Below are 18,771 nucleotides of genomic sequence, written 5' to 3'. Positions count from 1 at the left end.
TTTTTAAAAAAAGGTTGACAATTAATTTTTTTATGTTATTATTAAATTAAATTAATAACTAATCTTTCCGAAAAAAACCATTTTTTTCGGAAAGATTAGTTGTTTTAAATTGGTGCCATGGCGCCATTATAGTAGGGTTCGCCCATGTAATGTGGCCCCATTTTGTAAGACACAAAAATATAGGAGACAAAAATATTCTATGGTATATAAAAAAAGTTTGAAACATAACTCAATAATAAAATACACAAGAAGATTATTTTTAATTTTATTTTTTTTAGTTTTAATCACAGGAAGAACACATTTATTAAATGCTACTAATGACAGCGACAAACAAAAATTGGAAGATGTAATTGTTAATAAAGAGTTAGATTCTATTCAATGCTCCGACCCTAAAAAACCCACAAGAGAAGAAATTTTACAAGCAGTTCATGGCAAAAACCCTAATATTCCAATTGATGATATTCACATTAAAGTAATATTTGATGGTTTATGGCCTTACAAAAAAGCTTCTCTTTTTCCATCTAATCCAGATTCTCAAAATAATCCCTACAAAGGACAAGCCGATCTGAATTATTCCACTGGTTTTGAACCGGCAGATCTTTCTCAAGTCATCACTTCCGGCAATATAGGTAATGTAGTTTGTTCGAACCCTCAAGAGCCCACAAAAGAGGAAATTTCAAACCGAATAACGCAAAAATACAATAAATTCGCCCCAGATGAAGTAAATATAATTGTAGATTCTCAGAATCCCACCACTAAAGCATCAGTAAAGGCCAACGCCGATAGTGTGAGTTATAATCCCGGATCTTCAGTTGATTTAACTTATAAAACTGTTGCTAAACTAACAGAATTATCCACCATCATAACTTCCGGCGAGATAGGTAATGTAGTTTGTTCGGATCCTAAAGAGCCCACAAAAGAGGAAATTTTAAACCAAATAACGAAAAAATATAATAATGTTTTTAAAGAAGATGTAGAAGTGGTTTTAGATCCTAATAATTCCACCACTAAAGCAATTGTAAAAACTAAACCTGATAGCAATAATTACAATCCCGGATCTTCAGTTGATTTAACTTATCAAACTGTTGCTAATTCTCCGCAAGAAAAGGTTTCTGATTATAATTGGTTAACCGAAATATGGTTCTGGATTTTAACTATGGTAATTGCTGTTTCCGGAGCTTCCGCTTACGGCGTAATAGTCAAAATTAAAAAGAAAAAAAATTCACATCACCATAAATAAAAAAAAGACCTTTTAAAAGGTCTTTTTTTTATGTCTTTAAATCTTTAAACTGCTTTTTTCATTTTTTGTAACATAATTCTTTTTAATTCATGTTTTTGTAAAAAAGCAATTAATAAATCGTTTTTAGAAGTAGTTAATTCTGTTTCTTTTAAATCAAAAGTTAAAGGCACTAAAGTGTTAACTGTAATTAAAAAACGATTCAAAAAAACTTTTTCTTGAAATTTTTTTAAATTATCTTTTAGTTTAAGCGCTAGTTGTTCTAAATTAAGATAAATATTTTCTAAATTACCAAATTGGTTTAATAATTTAATAGCCGTTTTAGTACCTACAGAAGACACTCCTTTAATGTTATCTGAAGAATCTCCCACTAAACTTTTAAAATCCACTATTTGAGCAGGTTTTAACTGATATTCTTCCCATAATTTTGAGATATCATAAGAAACTACTTTTTTCAAACCTTGTTTAATTAAAATCACAGTTATATTTTCATCAATTAATTGTAAAAAATCTTTATCACTAGAATAAATAGTGGTAGTGATGTTTTTATCGCTTGCTTGTTTAGCTAAAGTAGCTATAATATCGTCAGCTTCATAAGTTGGTTGAGCATAATGTTTAACACCTGAAAGAGTTAAATATTCTTTAATTAAATCTATTTGGTCAATTAAATCTTGGGGAGCGGTCGGACGACCTTTTTTATAATCTCCATAAATTTCATGTCTTTGTGTTTTGTCAGGAGAATCAAAAGCCACACAAATATGATGATGAGTTTTTTCTAAAATTTTTTCAAACATATTAATAAAAACCATCAAAGCATTTACATTTTTTCCTTGAGAGTTTAAAGTAGGTGTTTGTTGACTATAAGCGGTAGCGTAATAAGCTCTAAACATTAAAGAATTTCCGTCTACCAAGATTAAATGTTGCATTTTTTATTTAATTCTCCATCGTTATCTTAGCTTCTTTAAAAAAGTAAAAAAATTTTGTTTAATTTTGATCCATAAATTGTTTTAATAATTCTTCAGGGTTATCTAAAGCGCTTAACTTATCAGGATCCATATTGCCCATTTTTTTAGAAATTTGTTTTTGTTTTTCGATAAAATCCATTAATAAATTCACATCTTTTAATTTATTGCCGGAACCTTTTGCGATACGACTACGACGACGATTATTAGATTGTATTAATTGCGGTTGTAAGCGCTCTTCTTTAGTCATGCTTTGAATAATAGTTTCAAATTGGGCAATAATATCTTTATCTAACATCGGCATATTTCTTATTTTAGAACCTATTCCAGGAATAAAATTTAAAATCTTTTTCATAGAACCTATTTTTTTTAAAAGTTTGAATTGTCTTTGTAAGTCGTTGTAATTATAATCGTCTTGCAATAAACGGTCCATTAGTTTTTTATCTTGTTCGGAATTAACCTTATCTTCTACTTTTTCGATTAAAGTTAATATATCTCCCATCCCTAAAAGACGTGAAGACATTCTGTCCGGATAAAAAATTTCAAAATTATCATCATCATGTTTTTCAGAAGAAGATATAAATTTAATCGGTAAATTAGTTACATATTTGATAGATAAAACCGATCCACCTTTAATATCAGCATCCATTTTAGTCATAATAACCCCGGTTGCATCAAGAGCTTCATGAAATCCTTTCGCCACAACAGAAGCTTGTTGACCTAACAGAGAATCAGCCACAATTAAAGTTTCGCTTGGTTTTACTTTTTCTTTAATAGTTTTAATTTCATCCAACATATCTTGGTCTAAAGCGGAACGACCAGTAGTATCGATAATAACTGTTTCAAAACCATTATGAAGAGCGTATTTTAAACCATTATCAATAATATTCAGAGTAGTTTCGTTTTGTTGAAAGAAAACATCAATGTTAATTTTCTCCCCAATGCCCACTAATTGTTCTACTGCTCCAGGACGATATGTATCAGCAGCAATTAATAAAACTTTTTTGTTTAATTTTTTTTTCACAAAATAAGCTAATTTACCAGCGGTAGTGGTTTTACCACTCCCTTGAAGTCCTACTAATAAAACCACATCATAAGGATTATTAAGTTGTAAAGGTATATTTTTAGAACCTAAAACAGTCGTTAAAACCTCGTTAATAATTTTGACCACTTGTTGTTGCGGTTCAAGCCCTTTTAAGACTTCTTTTCCAACCGCTTTTTCTCTGATTAAATGGTTAAAATGAGCAATAACATCATAATTAACATCCGCTTCTAAAAAAGATAAACGGATGTCTTTCATCATCAATTCAAGATCTTTTTCTTGAATATGTTTTTTACCTTTAATTGTATCCATAATTTTTTGAAAACTTCTACTTAAAATACTCATCTTTTGAATTTCCTTTCGTTTTCGGAGAGTCTGTGGTTGATTTTTTATATGTTAATTGTAGTTTTTTTTCATACTTTTTAAATTATTTTTAATAAATATCAAACAATTGTGCATTTTTTTTCATAAATATTCGTCGGAAGCGACTTAGTCTTTGATAAATAAGTTGTGAATAAAAGTTCTAATATCAAAAGAGAATAAATCATTAGGATTTTCACCCATACCGAGATATTTAGTTTCTAGATTGTAAAGATGTTTAATAGCTAAAATTAAACCACCATTAGAAGCTCCATCCATTTTAGTCAAAATAACGCCACTTAAAGAAATGCTTTGGTTAAATAAATCAATTTGATTCAGACCATTTTGACCTGTCATAGAATCCAGCACTAAAAAAGATTCATGCGGACCTTGAGGGATTTTTTTTTGAATCACTTTTTTTATTTTTTCTAGCTCTTTCATTAAGTTAACTTTATTTTGTAAACGACCTGAAGTATCACATAAAACCGTATCAAAAGCATTTTTTTCCGCATAAACCAAAGCGTCAAAAACAACTGCTGAAGGGCTGATTTTTCCTTCTTTGAAAAAGACTTCACTTTTCGTTCTTTCGCCCCAAATTTTTAATTGTTCGACTGCTCCAGTTCTAAAAGTATCACCAGCTACTAAAAGCACTTTTTGCCCTTCAGAGGTCAATTTCATGGCTAACTTACCAATAGTGGTCGTTTTGCCTACCCCATTAACACCCATAAAGAGATAAATTTGCGGTTTATCGGCATTAATAGTTTTAGTTATTTTTTCGACCTTTTCTGACTTATTTAAAACATTATTGGTTTTATCAGTCTTTTCATAAGATAAAGCTTTTTCGGCGTTATCATGAGGTTCTTTTTCATATAAACCAACAATTTCCTCCATCGTTAATGCGATAAAAGCGGAAGGCTCTTGAATAGTTTTATATTCTAAACGATTTTTAATATTAGCTATTAAGTGTGCCGCTGTTGTGACCCCTACATCAGCTTTAACTAATAAAATCTCTAAATCTTCTAAAAAAGAAGGATTAAAAGAGCTCTTTTTTTGTACTTTTTGGGTCCATTGGGATAAATTATTACCTAATTTTTTAACTCCTAAAATGTCTTCTTTTTTAACCGGTTTTTTATTAAATATTTTTTTTAAAAAATTCCACATATTTTGCCAACACCTTTTTTTTAATAATTTGTCCATTTAATTAATCATTTTCTTTAAAACAAGTTATAAAGAAGAAGATAAGCAAGAACAAATTGATCTAATTTTTTGCATGCATGATGAATAAACAATAAATATTCTTGTATAACTAATATTATATAAAAACATCAGTCTGTTTTGAATAAAAACTTTTTAGAAAAAGAGTTATTCTTTTTCTATTTGTCGAGCTTCTATGTCTTTTAAAGAAACATTTTTTTTACATTTAGGAAAATTGCTGCAACCTAAAAACTCCCCATATCGACCTTTTCTTTTCGCTAAAAAAGCTCCGCAGGAATCGCATTTATGTTTAGTTAAAACCGGTGGTGAAGACGGAGTTTTTTCTTTAGAAGGAATGATGTTTTTACATTTTGGAAAAGCACTGCAACCCAAAAACTCCCCATATAGACCCCTTCTTTTAAATAATAATTCTCCACAAACACTACATTTTTCTTCTGCGAAAACTGGTTTGCTAGCAACAATTTTTTGGTCCGCTATGGAATATAATTCTTGAAAAAAGTGATAAAAATTTTTTAAAAAAGCGATTTTATCTAATTGACCGGAAGCGATTTTATCTAAATTTTCTTCCATTTGAGCCGTATAGTCAATGTTAATTAAAAAATTGAAATATTGGTCTAAAAGGTTTTTAGTTAAAAAACCTTGTTCCGTACAAAAAAATCTTTTTTCTTCTACTGTCACATAAAACCTTTTTTTTAAAGTTTCAATGATGGTAGAATAAGTCGAAGGACGACCAATTTTTAATTGTTCTAAAGTTTTAATCAAAGAAGCTTCATTAAAACGAGCAGGCGGAGTAGTAAATTTTTGCAGAGTAGTTATTTCTTGCGGTAAATAAGTTTTGTTAACCTCTAAATCTGGTAAAAAATCATTTTTAAAAGTATTAGTATCTAGTCCTTGATAAAAACCAGCAAATAAGACTGTTAAACCTTCGGTTTTAAACACATAATCTTTAACATGAAACAATAATTGTGTTTTATTGAAAACAGCGTTAGCCATCAAACTAGTCAAAGTTCGTTCATAAATCATTTTATATAAAGATAATTGATACTTATTTAAATATTGGGTTAAACTTTCCGGCGTTTTTTTAATATCCGTAATTCTAATAGCTTCATGCGCTTCTTGAATATTATATTGGATAAGTTGTTGATAAGTTCCCAAATATTCTGGACCATATTTTTCTTTAATAAAAATTTTAACTTCTTTCATAAAAGACATAGATAAACGATAAGAATCAGTTCTCATATAAGTAATCAAACCTACCGGTTTTCCTTCTATTTCAATTCCTTCATACAGTTTTTGCGCATTAATCATTGTTTGTTTTGCGTTCATTGATAAATGTCTAAAAGCTTCTTGTTGTAATGAAGCAGTGATAAAAGGTTTTGGTGATTTATTAACCACTTTTTTCTCCACTATTTCTTTTAAAAGAAAATATTGATCTTTTATTTGTTCTACTATTTGAGCCGCTTCTTCGCTTTTAATTTTTTTATCTTTCGGTTTAACCACTAAAGAGGCTTCAAAATTCTCAAAAAAAGCTTTAATTAAATTATATTCTTCAGGAATAAATTTTTCTCTTTCTTGTTCTAATTCGGCGATTAATTTTAAAGCCACTGATTGAACCCTACCAGCTGATTGGGATTTAATTCTTTTCACTAAACGAGACAGTTTAAAGCCCATTATACGGTCTAACATTCTACGTGTTTCTTGCGAATCAACTAAGGATTGATTAATCGCAGAAGGCTTGTTAAAAGCCTCCAAAACTACATCTTTGGTTATTTCCGTAAAAAAGATACGGTTTTTATCAGTCATTTTTAAATTCAAAACTTGTGCTAAATGCCAAGCAATAGCTTCTCCTTCGCGATCTGGATCAGTCGCTAACAAGACTTTTTTGCCTTTGGTCCAACGGATTAAATCTTTGACTAGTTTTTCTTGTGTTGGAATAATCTTATAATCAGGTAAAAAATCTTTTTCAATATGAATCCCTAAACGGTTTTTACCTTTTAAAGATAAATCTCTAATATGACCTTTAGAAGAGAGAATTAAAATTTTATTATCAAAATAACTATTAAGAGTTTTAGCTTTAGAAGGCGATTCAACAATAATAACTTGTGTTTTCATTTGTACTAATTCTCTTTCTATAATTTTAAAATTTTAACGTACTAATTAAATCGAGATCAAAATTAAATTTTTCTTTTTTATTATTACCTATTTTATGCACAATCATGTCTAACAATTTATTCTCATCTAAAACATTATTTTTTAATAAAAAATTAACTTTTTGGGCAATAATAGGTAATAAGTTTTCTTCTTCTAAAACTTTATCATCTAGTTTAAACATTCTTTTTAAACAATTTTTATAGTGTTTTTTCAAGTAAGTTAATAAATATCCCACTAAATCCTCTTTAGGCAATAAAGTGGTTTTAATACAGCAAGAAATGGCTAATGAATAACCTATTTGTGGATCAGTAAAATTATGATACAAAACTCCAGGAGTATCTAATAATTTCATATTATTATTTAAAGCAATCCATTGCATCCTTTTAGTAACTCCAGGAGTATTCGCTGTTTTAAATGCTTTTCTCTGTGATAAAGCATTAATTAAAGTCGATTTACCTACATTAGGTACTCCCACAATCATCAATTTTAAAATTTTTTTATGAACCGTAATTTTTTTACTTTTTAAAATAGACTGCATCAAAGGATAAATTTTATTAATATTCAAATTAGTTTTCGCATCAATATTTAAAGTAAATAATTTTTTTTGTTTAAAAAAATCTACAAAAAGATGGTTTTTATCAACATCAGATAAAGAGGTTTTATTAAATAAAATTAAAACAGGTTTATTGTTAAGAGCTTTTAGTAGGTCAAAATTCATACTAGAAACAGGAATTCGAGCATCTAACACAATTAAAATGAAATCCACAAATTTGATATTCATTTTAATGTCTGTTAAAGTTTTTTTCATATGTCCTGGAAACCATTTAATAACGACCATTATTTTATAACCACTCTTTATCTTTGTTTATTTCCGCGCAATAAAAAAGATTTTATTTTTTTTCTTCTTTTTCTTGACGTTTTACTTCTTCTTGCAATTCTTTAAAATAATCTTCTAAATCTTGTTCAGAGGTAAAAATAGTTTTATTATAAACTTTATACGCTTCTTCTCCTACAATCACTAAAATAGCACAACCTATTTTTTCAAACATACTTTTATAAAATCTATTGAAAAAAATTTTTTTAGCCCAATGGAAAGGATTGATTAAATTCAAAGCGCCAGTAACAAAACTAATCGCTTTATTGGTTTTTTTATATTTATCAATATATTTTTTATCCACTAATTTTTGTTTTAAAGTAAAAATGCGCCTTAAAGTCATTTTTTTAAACATACGGATCATCTTATTTTCAAACAATTCATCAATCCTTTGTTGCAAGTATTTCATGAAAGTTAAAGATTCATCCAAAGTAATTTCTAAATAAGGGAAAGGCGAATCAGGATAAAATTTATGCGATGTCTCAAAAATCAATTTACACACGCTTTGATATAAATTCATCATAAATTCATCTTTTGTTTCGTTCATATTGTTTTTGAATTCTTCTTGCGTATCTTTGATTAATTGATTGATTTCCTCATCAGTTATTTCGTATTTACTTTTATAAATTTTAGATCTTTTATTAAAATTCTTAATACTAACAAAAATATACAATAACAAAGTAACCATAAAACCAGTAAAAAGACCGGTTAGAAAACTACCAAAAGTAGCTAAATAACCCCATAAATCAGGATACCATAACTTCATAAACTCCAAACTCCATTGCCTTTATTTATTTATTTATTTTTCCTTTATTACATCTTTTTAACAATAAAAATAAACTTTCATAAATGTTTTTTTATTCATATCAATTATACAGAATTTATCCCTAAATTAAAAGTTTTTGTTTTTCCTAAGGTTTGATTAATATATAAATGAGGAATCCAAAGGACAGTGTTATTCTGGTCGACCACTAAACATAAATTTTTTCTCTTTGATAAAGGTATTTTTTTATTAATCAGGAATTTTTTTAATTTTTGCGTCCCAAAAGGAAATTTCACAACATCTCCATCTCCTTTTTGTTTTAAAACCAGAGGAAATTTTATCTTTCCTTCGTCATAAACAAGAGTCTTTTGTTCTTGACAAAAAGATAATAATTTTGGCTCTACACAACCGTATAATAAAGGTTTTGCTAAGTTTTCTTGAACTAAAAGAGTCTTTTTTTGCCACAATAATTGATCGTATTGTTTCAGCAAAAACCACTCATTGTTTAAATCCCATTCTGCGTTAGGTTTATGACTGTTTTTTAAACCTTTAATGATGTTATTTATTAAAGTAAAATTTTTACTAATCTTTTTATCTTCTAAAGAGGTCAAAAGAATATCTTTTTGCACAGCAATATGCAATAATAAAAAAGCTTCTAAATCCCACACCTCTGATAAAGTTTGTTGATTTAAAAAAAGTCGACTTTGAGAGCGAATGAAATCATGCGCTTCAGTTATTTGCCAATGAAACTTCTCCACATTCTTCAAAAAATGACGTTCTTCTTTTAAAAAAGGGATAATTTGGTTTCTAATTTTATTACGAGTATAAATGTTTAAACTATTAGTACGATCTTCTAAAAAAAGTATTTTTTTCTCAACAGCGTAACAAATAAGTTCTTCTTTAGGCAAATATAAGAAAGGTTTTAAAAAAAAGATATTATCTTCTCGATAAGATGGTTGAACTCCGCTATAACCTAATAAAGAACTACCCCTTATCATTTTTAACAAAATAGTTTCCGCTAAATCATCTAAATGATGAGCAGTTAAACAATAACGAGTTTCATATTGCATCGCTATTTCTTTTAACCTTTTTTTTCTTAATAAGCTCGCTTGATTCTGAAAATCTTTTTTAGGCAAATCTAATTCAAAATAATGAAAAGGGATGTTTTTAGCTTGACAATAATTAAAGACCAACTCTTTATCTAAAATGGCTTCTTCTCTCGTTAAATGATTAAAATGAACCACAATTAAAGGTATTTGGTGATGAAATAAATAATCTAATAAAACCATAGAATCAACTCCACCACTAACAGATATAATATAGAGTTTTTGAGTGCTTAAAGGGGTTGATAATTTTAATTTCACAATCAATAATTCTCGCTATTTTCCGAATTTAAATAATTAGTAAAATAATGTTCAATGATTTTGTACTTTTTATTTCTAAAAAGAAAAATTTTCCTCCCAAAAAAATTTTCTCATCCTTCATAGAATTTACAAATCAAGAATCAACTAAGAACGATCACCAATTTTATTTTCCAACTACCTATAATATAACATAAACCAAAGTTTTATCCACGTTTATTTGCCAAGTAAAATCCTTCTAGATAAAAAAAAGACCTATTAAGTAGGTCTTTACATCCATTATTAAAGTCTTAACACCCATCTCAATAGTAATTCAAAAAAATAAAAAAAGGAAGGAAATAATAAAGCTAACCAAACTCCCAAAATAGCTCCTAAAAAGGTTCCTAAAGTGACCCCAAAAGCGCCTTTTTTTAAACCAAAATAACAAACCAAAAAAATCACTCCGATAAACATCGCTTTTAAATTAATAGTAGTTTCTTCTGAACCAGTACGATCTTCCTTTTGAACCTTTTTAACTTCAGAAACTTGATAAAAATTATCAAAATTGATTTCATTCTTTTGATAAACAGCTCTATCCAATTTAGCGACAATAATTAAAGATATAATAATAAAACTCATTAAAACCATCATTAAACGAAAATTTTTATTCGTTCTCCAAGATTTATTAACAAAATATTTACGAAAATTAAAGGATATTTTTTTCATTAAATTCATATTTTTCCTCATTCCATTTTCACTATTTGATATTTGTTTGATTTTGAGGCGTACGTTCAATAATCACGTCTACATCAAAACCAAAAACTTTAAGAGTTGCTTTTTTCAATTCTCCTGGTGTATATTCATCATCTGTTTTCTTACTAAAGCCAGACAAATATATTTCATGAGCTAAAAGTTCAAATTTAGCTCTTTTCATTAAAGTTTTTCTATTTAAGCCAAAAACATCCAAAGCACCTGAAAAAATTAAATTTTTTAATAATTCATCATTTAAAACTTGTTTCAACCGTACTTTAAAATCAAAAAAATCCTTAAAACTTTGTTTCTTTCTTTCTTGAATGATAAAATGACTAATTTCCTCACTAATGCCATAAATAATAGTCAATGGCATTACAACTTGTTGATTAATGTTTCGATAATGACTTTCACTTGCTAAAATATTAGGTTTAATAAAAACAATTTTATCTTGACTTTCTTTGAGCAATTTAGCAGTTTCCGGCGCGTTTTTAATATATTCATTTAACATCACTATATAAAAAGACATCAAATGATAAGTTTTCAAATAAGACATCCGATAACTAATTAAAGAATAAGATGCACTATGGCTTTTATTAAAGCTATAATTAGAAAATTTAACTATATAATCATAAACTTGTGCGGATAAAGCAGGCGAATGTTTTTTATTTTGCACACTATTTTTGATAAAATCTTTTTTCAAAGTATCATTGCACAAAGAAACATTTTTATTTTGAATCATTTTTCTCATCAAAATTTCGGCTTGTCCTAAATCATATCCCGCAAACCTCACTGATATTTCCATCATTTGTTCTTGGAATAAAATCACTCCATAAGTATTTTGCAAAACATGGTCCACATCAGGATGAATAAAATAAGTTTGATTATTTTTACGGTTAGCACAATATACATCAAGAAAAGATAAAGGTCCAGGACGGTTAAAAGATAAAACAGCGACTAATTCTTCAAAATTTTGAGGTTTAATTTTTTTTAAAACCATTTTAGCTGAAAAAGATTCCAATTGAAAAATATAATCGGTATTGCCAGTTTGTAAAGTATGATATACTTCTTTTTTATCCAAAGGAATATCATGCCATAATAACTTTTCTTTTTGGTTAATTTGTTTTAAAATTTTTTCTACTAAAGATAAACTTTTTAAACTTAATAAATCGATTTTCAATAACCCAATTTTAGCTAATTGTTTACTTTCTAACTGCATTTGATACTTAATAGGTGAATTAGTTTGATGATTCTTCTGAAGCGGGTAAAAATCAAATAATTTATCTTTGCTTAATATGATGCCTGCTGGATGAATTCCTGTTAATTTAGGAATTCCTTCCATTTTCAACAACACTTTTTCTTTATTTTTATCCAAATATTTCTTAAAAAAGGGATTAATTTCTTTTAAACGCATTAAATCTCTTGTTAAAGATTTGACTGTAAAAGTATTAAAAGTGATTATATTGGCGATATGTTCGGAACCGTACTTATCAGCGATATATTGAGTTATTAAATGAATTTTATCATCCGGAAAATCTAGATCAATATCCGGCAAGGTTTTTCTTTTATAATTTAAAAATCTCTCAAAAAGAAGGTTATATTTTAAAGGATCTACTTCTGTAATCCCTAAACAAAAGCACACTAAAGAACCAGAAGAAGAGCCTCTTCCGGGTCCGACCAAAATATCTTTTTTCCAAGCATATTCCAAAAAATCAGCCACAATTAAAAAATAATCTTCATAACATAAATCGGCAATAATTTTTAATTCTTTTTCTAATTGTTTTTGGTATTGAGTTACAGAATGTAATTTAACATCTATTTGTTGATTTTTAAGTTTAGCGTTTAAAGCTATAAAAGTTTTTTCTCGTAAATATTGAAAAGAAGTTTGACCCTTATTATTGTTAAAAAGAGGCAAATGCAATTCTTGAGAAAAAAGCTTGTCATAACGAATGGGTTTAATTAAAGTATCCAAACCGACGCAAAAACTTTTATATTTATTAAAATAAGGACCATATTGATCACTAAATTCTTTTTTATCTAAAAAATGAAAAGAAAAAGAGGCTAAATCAGAAATATTATTTTTTGTATCTGACTCCGGATGAGATAATTTTAACAATAATTCATAAGTTTCTCGGTCTTCTTTTTCTAAATAATTAGTTTTATGAACCGGAAACACTGTTAATTCTAATTTCTCCACCAAAGAGAAAAAGTGCTCATCCATCGCAGCTAAACGAATATTTTGCAAAGAAAAACCCACATAAAACAACTTTAAATGAGTTTTAAAAGCGGCTAAAATAGGTTGCATTTTATTAGGAGCGGATAAATCCGCCAGCAAAAAATCAATATTAGATAAAATAAAAAAAAGACCTTCTTGTAAATAATTTATTTCTTCTAAAGTGATAGTTTTATCATGAGTACGAATAAGATTAGAAATTTTAATCAAATGACGTAAACCTATATCGTTAGAAGCATACACTAAAAGACCTATTTTTCGGCCTTTAAAAAGACATTCCAAAGAAACAAAGATTCTAAGACCTACAACAGGTTTAATGCGGTTTTTTTCACATACAGAGATAAATTCTACCATACCATATAAATTTTCATCATCACTAAGAGCCACAAAATCATAATTATTTTGAACAGCTTTTTGGACTAATTTTTCAATTGAATTCACGCTTTTATCGATGCTGTAAAAACTTTGTAGATAAAAAAGACCTCTCATAATTTAAAACCTCATTTTTCAAATCTTTAATATTATATTTCTTTCGCCAACCATCCCACCAAAAGATTTTAAAATTAATTCAAATTTTTTTTCAATTTTCTCTTGTGTTCTTCAGTTTCAAAAAGATTTTTATTTTTTTTCTCAGCTTCTAATAAAAATAAAGCATACTTATCTTTTTCTAAAGTCATCAATTTTTCCGCAGCAAAATAAAAAGATTCTAAAAATAAAAGAATAATATTAATCTCTTGTTCTTGTAAGAAAAATTCTAAATCTCCTGTTTGAAGGTATAATTCTAACTGTTCCTGGAATAGATCGATATTTTGATCTATTTCATTAAGAGTTAACATTTTTATTACTTTATCGGATAATTTAATAACATAAAACGAGAAAATCTTTTCCAAATTTTGGTTTTTCGATTGATCGCTGCTAATGGTTAAATAATACACAAATAAATCTTTAATGTTGTGATATATTTTTTTTCGATTCATTTAAAAATTTCCTTTTTTCCATAAAATGGTTGGATTGAATGAATAAACAATTATAGTATTTGATTGTTATGTTTAAAGTGAGGGAATAAAATAACGTCTCTAATATTAGGCGTATCAGTCAGTAGCATGACTAAACGGTCAATGCCCATCCCCATCCCACCAGTTGGTGGTAAGCCGTATTCTAAAGCTTCAATGAAATCGATATCCATTTCCCCAGCTTCATCATCGCCCAAATCTTTTTGCATTAACTGTTGTTCAAAACGTTTTTTTTGCTCTATTGGGTCATTTAACTCACTAAAAGCGTTTACTATTTCTTTACCTGCGATAAACAATTCAAAACGATCCGTAAACCTTGGGTCTTGCTTATTATTTTGTGCCAAAGGACTTACTTCAAAAGGATAATGGTAAATGAAAGTTGGTTGAATTAAAGTCGGTTCCACAAATTCCTCAAAAAAAGCACCGATAATATGACCTTTTTGAAAGAAAGGTTCTAAAGGTACTTTATGCTGATGAGCTATTTTTTGCGCTTCTTCCAAAGTCATTTCTTGGTAAAAATCAACGCCTGTTTGTTCTTTAATAATATCAATCATATTATATTTATGGAAGGTTCCAAAATCAATTTCGTCCCCTTGGTATACAAATTTTAATTGACCTAAAACAGTTTGCGCTACGTATTTTAAACAATATTCGGTTAAATCCATCATACCTTGCATATTAGAAAAAGCTAAATAAGCTTCTATAGTAGTAAATTCAGGATTATGAGTAGCATCTATTCCTTCATTACGGAAAATACGACCTATTTCATAAACTGCTTTCATACCGCCCACAATTAATTTTTTTAAAGGTATTTCGGTAGCTATTCTTAAATAAAAATCAGAACTTAAAGCGTTATGATGAGTGATAAAAGGTTTAGCGGAAGCTCCGCCGATAAAAGAATGTAAAATTGGGGTTTCTACTTCTAAAAAATCTCGATCATCAAAAAATTTTCTGACCGCTTTAATTACTTTGGAACGAGTTACAAAAGTGTCCATCGATTGGGGATTAGTGATTAAATCAATATATCTTTTTTTTCTAATTAATTCTTTATCTTTTAAACCTTTGTGTTTATCCGGTAAAGCTTTTAAGCTTTTGCTTAAATGGATTAAATTAGTAGCTTTAATCGTTAATTCATCTGTTTTAGTTTTAAACAAATAACCTTCAATTCCGACAATATCCCCTAAATCAGCGTTTTTATAAATAGTGAAAGATAATGGCGACACTAGCTTCATATTCACATAAACTTGCATAGAACTATCAAAATCTTTTAATTGAAAAAAACCCGCTTTACCTTGAAGTCTTTTTAAAACTATTCGACCCGCCACAGCGACATTAATCAAGTTATTCTCTAATTCAGTTCTGTCTAAAAGTTTATATTTTTTCAATAAGTCAGAAACGTTATTTTGAACAACAAAATGATTTTTAAAAGGTTCAACGTCATTTGTTTTTAATTCTTCTATTTTATTTTTTCTAATTACTGTTTGTTCTAATTCTAATGATTTTTCTTCATTATTCATAAATAATCATTAAACCCCTTTTGTTTTATTTAATTTTTATTTTTGAATATAAAATTCAGCGGAAAGCAAAACATTCCTACTTTAAGCAGTTTTATTGGATGTTAATATTAACATATTTTAATTAAAAGAAAGAAAAGCGATTAAGAGAAATTACTTTTCATACGTCAAAAAAAGATGTTAAACTTACCTATCATTTTAACATATTAAAAGAAAAAGATGTCAAAATTAAAAAAACAATACTACAATATTGTTGCAAAGTTAATTTAAAAATTAATCAAGCTTGCTTTTTATGAATAATTATCCTTTTTCTTTTGTCTTCAAAAAGGCTAAACCAATTATATTGTATAATAAACATTTTCATTTGTTTAAAGAAAAAAGAATCTTTTTATTCAAAAGATTCTATGTTAAAAAATAATGTGCATAAGCCATGTTCTGTTCTTGTTTTCGCAAACAAGTGTGATCATTTATCTCTACCTTCATTATCGAAAATAGCACAAAAACCAACTATAATTAAAAAACAGGAAACGTCAATTTTCATGTGCCCCTACCATTTTTTTGGGTTGTTAGCTTGAGGAGTTTACCGCGTTTCATTTAATTATTTCTAATTAACTCGTTTCTGTGGCACTTTAAGTTTATTTTCATGAACTTATGAATAAGTTTTTAGAATTTAAACAGTCGTTACTTCAATTAATTTAAGCACCTTAAGTTCTTGTTTTCCTTAAGCACAAACACTACATGTCTTTCCTAAACATGTGCTAATATGGACTTTCCTAAGCCTAACATTTTTAAAAACAATATTAAACCTCGATCACCTTCCATTATTTTTTTTAACATTAATATTTTAACAAATTTTAACGCAATATTCTTGTCTTTTTACAATAATATTCCCAGATTAATGTTTTGTCTGCAACAAAAGGTCGATTTTACCTTTTTCATTGATATTGATACATTTTACAGTTACCATTTGCCCAATATTAACCACATCTTCCACTTTATCAACCCTTTTGTCTGATAATTTGCTAATGTGAAGGAAACCTTCTACTCCAGGTAAAAGTTGAATTATCGCGCCAAAAGAATGACCAGTTTTTTTATCCATTAAAATCTTAGCCACGGTTCCTTCGAAAATTTGACCGACTTCGATGTCCTTTACCAAGTTTAAAATATAATGAGACGTTCTTTTCACTACTTCTAAATCTTGATGCATAATAAATACTCGTCCATCTTGTTCTATATCAATTTTAACATTATCGTTATTTTCAATAATTTGAGAAATGATCTTCCCGCCTGTTCCGATAACATCACGAATTTTACTAGTGTGAATATTAATCACTTTTATTTTTAACGCATAAGGAGATAATTCTTTGCGTGATTTAGCGATAGTATCGTTCATTTGATTTAAAATATGCAGACGGCCTAAACGCGCTTTTTCCAAAGCAGTTTTTAAAATATCTAAACCGATAGATTCGATTTTAATATCCATTTGTAAAGCTGTAATACCTTTTGCAGTTCCAGCGACTTTAAAATCCATATCACCTTTTTGGTCCTCTAAACCTTGAATATCGCTCAAAATAACGTATTCATCTTGGTTATCGTAAAACAATCCCATCGCGATACCTGCTACAGCGCTTTTTAAAGGTACGCCAGCATCCATTAAAGCCATAGAAGAGGAACAAATAGTCGCTTGAGAAGACGAACCGTTAGATTCTAAAATTTCAGATACTACGCGGATACTATAAGGAAATTCTTCTTCTGAAGGTAAGACGTGTGATAATGCTTTTTCCGCCAACATACCATGACCTATTTCTCGACGAGAAGGAGACATATATCTTCCTACCGAACCAACAGAAAAAGCGGGAAAATTGTAATGCAACATAAAACGTTTTTTAGCATCTTCTGTTAAATCATCAATCGTTTTACTTTCGCTTAAAGAACCTAACGTTACTACTGCTAAACTTTGGGTCTCACCGCGAGTAAAAACAGCTGATCCATGTGTTCTTGGCAATAAACTCACTTGATTTTCAATAATTCTGATTTCATCAATTTCTCTTCCATCAGTTCTTTTTTTCTCATGAATAATCATTTTACGAATTTCTTGCGTTAACAAAGCGTCAAAAATGGTTTCTATTTCGATTAAATATTTTTTTTGTTGTTCTAAATCAAGAACTGTGATTTCCTCAACATTTTTGAAAAAAGTCTTTTGATTATATTCTGCCACAATCTCATCTTTTAACAATTGAAGATTTTGAGATAAGACGTTTTTTTGTTTTTTTTGTTTATTATTTGCTTGTAATATTGCGATTATGGCTGAACGATATTTTTCATCTATTTCTTGAAATAAAGCTGTATTTGTTTCTAGAATATCTAAAGCCATCTTTTCTTTACCAATTTGTTGGCGAATTTCTTCTTGAAAAGCGCACATTTTTTTAATAACTTCGTGGCCAAACAACATCACTTCTAATAATTCTTCTTCAGAAGTTTCTTTTGCTACTGCTTCAATCATATTCAAACTATCTTTAGTGCCTGAAAGAGTTAATAAAAAATCAGACATTTCTTTTTGTTTTAAATTAGGGTTAATAATCATTTCGCCTTTGATCTTCCCGATAGAAACAGAAGAAACCGCTTCCACGAAAGGAATATCAGAAACTAATAAAGCCAAAGAACTGCCAAAAAGAGCGAAATTTTCATTATTACAATTATGATCATTACTTAAAACAGTATTTATAATTTGAATTTCTTTTTTTAAATTTTTATCAAATAAAGGCCTTAAAGCTCTGTCAATTAAACGTGAATTTAAGACTTCAAAATCAGTAGATCTACCTTCTCTTTTGGTAAAGCTGCCTGGTATTTTACCAGCTGAATATAGTTTTTCTTGATAAATCACCATCAACGGAAAATAATTTAAAGTTGTGTCTTGCACACTAGAAACAGCAACGCTCAAAATAACAGTATCTTTATAACGTACCATAACAGATCCATTCGCTTGTTTAGCAAATTTATTTATTTCCACAGTTAATGAATTATTTTCAAAAGTAGTTTCAAACACTTGTTGAGTCATTAAAAAAATCTCCTTTTTTCATTTATATAACTTTTTTATCATTTTTTAACCAAAACCACTTTTGAAAATAAAAATTAACTTAATATTGATTCGTACATAATAAAAAAAGACCTTTTTGCATTGATCTTAATATAGTTTGGCGCCTACGCTAGGGCTCGAACCTAGGACCTCCTGATTAACAGTCAGATGCTCTACCAACTGAGCTACATAGGCATTATTATTTTTTATTAACCTTAATCCACCTACTGATTACAAGTCA

Annotated in this window: 13 protein-coding genes, 1 tRNA gene and 1 other RNA gene; 1 reads left to right on the top strand and 14 read right to left on the bottom strand. The window is 28.4% G+C overall.

What is annotated here, in order from left to right; genetic code table 11:
- The first annotated feature begins 217 nt into the window (after positions 1-217).
- A complete protein-coding gene (locus tag RI68_RS02295) occupies positions 218-1,240 on the top strand; it encodes a hypothetical protein (RefSeq protein ID WP_261974284.1) in 1,023 nt (340 codons plus the stop codon).
- 44 nt (positions 1,241-1,284) lie between these two features.
- Here the strand turns inward: RI68_RS02295 and RI68_RS02290 are convergent, their stop codons facing one another.
- The 14 genes from RI68_RS02290 to RI68_RS02230 form a co-directional block, all read right to left on the bottom strand.
- Positions 1,285-2,163, bottom strand: a complete 879-nt coding sequence (locus RI68_RS02290) for a 5'-3' exonuclease (protein ID WP_017193624.1) — start codon at positions 2,161-2,163, stop codon at positions 1,285-1,287.
- A gap of 58 nt (positions 2,164-2,221) precedes the next feature.
- Complete coding sequence (ffh, locus tag RI68_RS02285) at positions 2,222-3,586, bottom strand: signal recognition particle protein (RefSeq protein WP_017193623.1); 1,365 nt, start codon at positions 3,584-3,586, stop codon at positions 2,222-2,224.
- Positions 3,587-3,730: 144 nt separating this feature from the next.
- Positions 3,731-4,798, bottom strand: a complete 1,068-nt coding sequence (gene ftsY / locus RI68_RS02280; RefSeq protein WP_261974283.1) for a signal recognition particle-docking protein FtsY — start codon at positions 4,796-4,798, stop codon at positions 3,731-3,733.
- 165 nt (positions 4,799-4,963) lie between these two features.
- Complete coding sequence (gene topA, locus RI68_RS02275; protein WP_017193621.1) at positions 4,964-6,928, bottom strand: type I DNA topoisomerase; 1,965 nt, start codon at positions 6,926-6,928, stop codon at positions 4,964-4,966.
- A gap of 25 nt (positions 6,929-6,953) precedes the next feature.
- Positions 6,954-7,805 (bottom strand): ribosome biogenesis GTPase YlqF, encoded by an 852-nt coding sequence (gene ylqF, locus RI68_RS02270; RefSeq protein ID WP_017193620.1) that lies wholly within the window; start codon positions 7,803-7,805, stop codon positions 6,954-6,956.
- A 52-nt stretch (positions 7,806-7,857) separates the two neighbouring features.
- On the bottom strand, positions 7,858-8,607 hold the full coding sequence (locus tag RI68_RS02265; protein ID WP_017193619.1) for a hypothetical protein: 750 nt from the start codon (positions 8,605-8,607) through the stop codon (positions 7,858-7,860).
- A gap of 104 nt (positions 8,608-8,711) precedes the next feature.
- A complete protein-coding gene (gene tilS, locus RI68_RS02260; protein WP_026071952.1) occupies positions 8,712-9,968 on the bottom strand; it encodes a tRNA lysidine(34) synthetase TilS in 1,257 nt (418 codons plus the stop codon).
- A gap of 279 nt (positions 9,969-10,247) precedes the next feature.
- The gene (locus RI68_RS02255; protein ID WP_261974282.1) at positions 10,248-10,670 is read right to left on the bottom strand and encodes a hypothetical protein; all 423 of its coding nucleotides are present in this window, start codon (positions 10,668-10,670) and stop codon (positions 10,248-10,250) included.
- Positions 10,671-10,701: 31 nt separating this feature from the next.
- Complete coding sequence (locus RI68_RS02250) at positions 10,702-13,416, bottom strand: PHP domain-containing protein (RefSeq protein ID WP_017193616.1); 2,715 nt, start codon at positions 13,414-13,416, stop codon at positions 10,702-10,704.
- A gap of 74 nt (positions 13,417-13,490) precedes the next feature.
- Positions 13,491-13,904, bottom strand: coding sequence for a hypothetical protein (locus RI68_RS02245; protein ID WP_017193615.1), 414 nt, complete (start codon positions 13,902-13,904; stop codon positions 13,491-13,493).
- A 50-nt stretch (positions 13,905-13,954) separates the two neighbouring features.
- Positions 13,955-15,457 carry a lysine--tRNA ligase gene (gene lysS / locus RI68_RS02240; RefSeq protein ID WP_017193614.1) on the bottom strand — a complete coding sequence of 501 codons (1,503 nt, stop codon included), beginning with the start codon at positions 15,455-15,457 and terminating at the stop codon, positions 13,955-13,957.
- Between the two features lie 416 nt (positions 15,458-15,873).
- Positions 15,874-16,277: RNase P RNA component class B (gene rnpB / locus RI68_RS03695), an RNA gene on the bottom strand.
- A gap of 72 nt (positions 16,278-16,349) precedes the next feature.
- The gene (locus tag RI68_RS02235) at positions 16,350-18,512 is read right to left on the bottom strand and encodes a polyribonucleotide nucleotidyltransferase (protein WP_017193613.1); all 2,163 of its coding nucleotides are present in this window, start codon (positions 18,510-18,512) and stop codon (positions 16,350-16,352) included.
- A 137-nt stretch (positions 18,513-18,649) separates the two neighbouring features.
- Positions 18,650-18,725 (bottom strand) — tRNA-Asn (locus RI68_RS02230).
- Between the last annotated feature and the right edge of the window lie 46 nt (positions 18,726-18,771).

The sequence above is a fragment of the Vaccinium witches'-broom phytoplasma str. VAC genome (assembly GCF_000309405.1).
Classification (GTDB): Bacteria; Bacillota_I; Bacilli_A; order Acholeplasmatales; family Acholeplasmataceae; genus Phytoplasma.
The sequence above is the reverse complement of the archived record's forward strand: the minus strand, read 5'-3'. Positions and strand labels throughout refer to the sequence as shown.

Bases quoted from the DNA above. Each gene is read 5' to 3' on its own strand.
- ylqF (WP_017193620.1), bottom strand. From the start codon at position 7,805: ATGGTCGTTATTAAATGGTTTCCAGGACATATGAAAAAAACTTTAACA.
- RI68_RS02235 (WP_017193613.1), bottom strand. From the start codon at position 18,512: ATGACTCAACAAGTGTTTGAAACTACTTTTGAAAATAATTCATTAACT.
- RI68_RS02265 (WP_017193619.1), bottom strand. From the start codon at position 8,607: ATGAAGTTATGGTATCCTGATTTATGGGGTTATTTAGCTACTTTTGGT.
- ffh (WP_017193623.1), bottom strand. From the start codon at position 3,586: ATGAGTATTTTAAGTAGAAGTTTTCAAAAAATTATGGATACAATTAAA.
- RI68_RS02245 (WP_017193615.1), bottom strand. From the start codon at position 13,904: ATGAATCGAAAAAAAATATATCACAACATTAAAGATTTATTTGTGTAT.
- lysS (WP_017193614.1), bottom strand. From the start codon at position 15,457: ATGAATAATGAAGAAAAATCATTAGAATTAGAACAAACAGTAATTAGA.
- RI68_RS02255 (WP_261974282.1), bottom strand. From the start codon at position 10,670: ATGAAAAAAATATCCTTTAATTTTCGTAAATATTTTGTTAATAAATCT.
- topA (WP_017193621.1), bottom strand. From the start codon at position 6,928: ATGAAAACACAAGTTATTATTGTTGAATCGCCTTCTAAAGCTAAAACT.
- ftsY (WP_261974283.1), bottom strand. From the start codon at position 4,798: ATGGACAAATTATTAAAAAAAAGGTGTTGGCAAAATATGTGGAATTTT.
- RI68_RS02250 (WP_017193616.1), bottom strand. From the start codon at position 13,416: ATGAGAGGTCTTTTTTATCTACAAAGTTTTTACAGCATCGATAAAAGC.
- RI68_RS02290 (WP_017193624.1), bottom strand. From the start codon at position 2,163: ATGCAACATTTAATCTTGGTAGACGGAAATTCTTTAATGTTTAGAGCT.